Origin of the sequence: Psychrobacter sp. TAE2020, from assembly GCF_018919485.1 — a bacterium.
GTDB lineage: Bacteria > Pseudomonadota > Gammaproteobacteria > Pseudomonadales > Moraxellaceae > Psychrobacter.
The window spans coordinates 1-2,854 of the sequence record NZ_JAHLMU010000009.1 but is presented as its reverse complement, the minus strand read 5'-3'; the positions used below and the strand labels follow the sequence as shown (position 1 = coordinate 2,854).

Below are 2,854 nucleotides of genomic sequence, written 5' to 3'. Positions count from 1 at the left end.
GGATTACTATGGTTATACAAGTAATCTGCTTAGCAATATATTAAAAATAATTTTATAACAGATATTATCAGGTCAGGACCGGCTTTTTAGATATCATTTTTTGAGAGTAGATAATATGCACAGTAAAGCTATTTTATTATTAGCAACCTTATTTATGGTGTCTGGCGTAACAGGGTGCCAATCTATAAAAAGTAATGATTCTTTACCTACTAATAATGATATTCGTACAGTTAAACAAGTTGAATGGGATAAAACCGGAAAACCTTTTACTATTCTTAATGATGCTGATTTAAATAATAATGAATCTAGAGTTGTTTTCGTTCGTGCCTATGATCGAGACTCGCTACAGACAAGTGTCAATGTCGGCATTGATAATCTTTTTCAAGTGAGTCTGCAACCTGGTCAGTTCTCTCAAGCAGTTACTTGTAGTGGCTTTCATAGTATAAGTGCTGAAGTGACAGGTAAAAAAAATAATCGACTTACCGATAATAATTCCAAACAGAAGCTTGTTGGTCAAAGTACTTATTATTATCTAGTCGATGTTAATGATGCAGTCCAAGCTAGTATCAGCCTAATGACTCGTGACCAAGCACTCACTGTTCTTAACAACCCTAACTATCAATCTCAAGAGCAGACCCATCAAATTAGTCGAGTCGCGGATAGCTGTGTAGTTGAAACACCGCAATTAACACCCTTGATCACGCCGCAGTTGACACCTTTAGTGAAACCAAAATTGACGCCCGTAATGGCAGTAATCCCCAGAATAGATGACAGCATTGTAATGAATGCACCAATCAAACTAGATGTCCTTTTTGACCTTAATAGTGCCCATATTAAACCTGATCCTAATCTACGCCTAGAATCGATAGCTAAGTTTATGCAGCTCAACACAGATAGGGGTGCAGTGCTAGAAGGTCACACAGATAATATCGGTGATGCAAGCTATAACCTACGTTTGTCAGAAGACCGTGCCAAAGCAGTTAAAACCATGCTAATTAACAAATATGGCATTAATGCTAATCGACTCAGCACTGTGGGCTACGGTGAAAGTAAGCCTATGGATACTAATAGCACTGCTAAAGGTCGCCATAATAATCGTCGTGTTGTCGCTATTATCAATTAGTGATAAAAGCCAAAATATCTTAAATATATGTTAGTCAATATCCCCACCTTATTTATCTAATTCAATTATCCCACTAATTTTTCAAGGAATATCTATGTCTACTATTACTGTTAAAGTCAATAATCAAACCAAAACTATCGCTGAGCATACTGTTGTAACAAAAGACGGTGTACCTACGATAATTAAAGCTATTAATAAGGTTAATTATGAACTTTTTGATCAATCAATCGGACGTGCTCCCAATCATATTATTACTAAGCGTGTAAATAATGATCTGCATATCTCTTTTGAGGAAGAAGGTATAGAGAGCGATCTAATAATCGAAGGTTTTTACTCAGAAACTGACAGTGCCCTAATTGGTATTGCAGAAGATGGTAGTTATTACTATTACATTCCAGATACGGGTGAGGTGGCTGACTATGTCACTGAGTTGCTAGCCGGGGATGTTGAAGGGCAGGCACTAGGTGGTAATTCACAGGTACTGCCTTGGTGGGTAGGGGCATCGTCAGAAGGTTTTAACGCTCTGCCTTGGTTAGTAGGATTGGCAGGTATTGGATTGATTGGTGCGGTATCAGGGGGTAGTAATGATAAGCAAGATGCTCCAAAACCAGACACTACTGCGCCTACTGCCCCAACCTTAGATATCAATGCAGCGGGTACCGAGATCACTGGTAAAACTGAGCCGGGTGCCAAAGTTGAGATTGATACTGATGGCGATGGCAAACCTGACTACACAGTAACAGCTGATGCTAATGGCAATTTTGTTGTTGATACTAGCGAAAAGCCATTAACTAATGGCGAGACTATCACAGCTACTGCGACTGATAAAGCAGGTAATGAGAGCGGTCCTACGACGATTGTGGCCGGTGACACCACCGCACCAACCGCCCCTGACAAAGTGGTAGTAGGCAATGGCGATGCCTTCATCACAGCCGATGAGATTGATAAAGACGGCAATGTTGATGTGGTTGTGACCTTACCAACAGATGCCAAAGAAGGCGACGTGGTGGTAGTCAATGGTCAAGAGCATCCGATCACCAAAGGCGACATCACTGCCGGCACTGTGACGGTTAAAGTTCCAGCCCCAACAGAAGGCGGCAAGCTGGATGTTGAAGCTACTATCAAAGATCCAGCTGGTAATGTATCAGCGCCAGTTACTGAAGAAGCCGTACGTGACACCACAGCGCCAATAGCCCCTTCAATTAATGATAATGAAGCGGGTCAACCTATCACCGGTACCGGTGAGCCGGGTGCGACCGTGACGGTGACTTACCCTGATGGCACGACCGTAGATGCGATCGTTGGCGTCGATGGTTCATGGACCGCTCCGACCAACCCAAGTGTTGTTGATGGCACTCAAGTGACGGCCACGCAAACTGATACGGCGGGCAATATCAGCCCACAAGGCAGCGCTAATGTGGCGGATACCACCGCGCCAGTAGCCCCTTCAATCAATGACAACGAAGCGGGTCAACCCATCACCGGTACCGGTGAGCCGGGTGCGACCGTGACGGTGACTTACCCTGATGGCACGACCGTAGATGCGATCGTTGGCGTCGATGGTTCATGGACCGCTCCGACCAATCCAAGCGTTGTTGATGGGACTCAAGTGACGGCCACGCAAACTGATACGGCGGGCAATACTAGCCCACAAGGCAGCGCTAATGTGGCGGATACCACCGCGCCAGTAGCCCCTTCAATCAATGACAACGAAGCGGGTCAACCCATCAC

The 2,854-nt window shown here is 44.1% G+C and carries 2 protein-coding genes; both read left to right on the top strand.

The genetic code is table 11. The annotated features are described in order from the left end of the window. Positions 1-115 precede the first annotated feature (115 nt). A complete protein-coding gene (locus tag KPY62_RS13495; protein ID WP_216583465.1) occupies positions 116-1,123 on the top strand; it encodes an OmpA family protein in 1,008 nt (335 codons plus the stop codon). Positions 1,124-1,217: 94 nt separating this feature from the next. Next, positions 1,218-2,854, top strand: a 1,637-nt coding sequence (locus KPY62_RS13490; protein WP_228730793.1) for an Ig-like domain-containing protein, incomplete at its 3' end; no start/stop codon positions are given.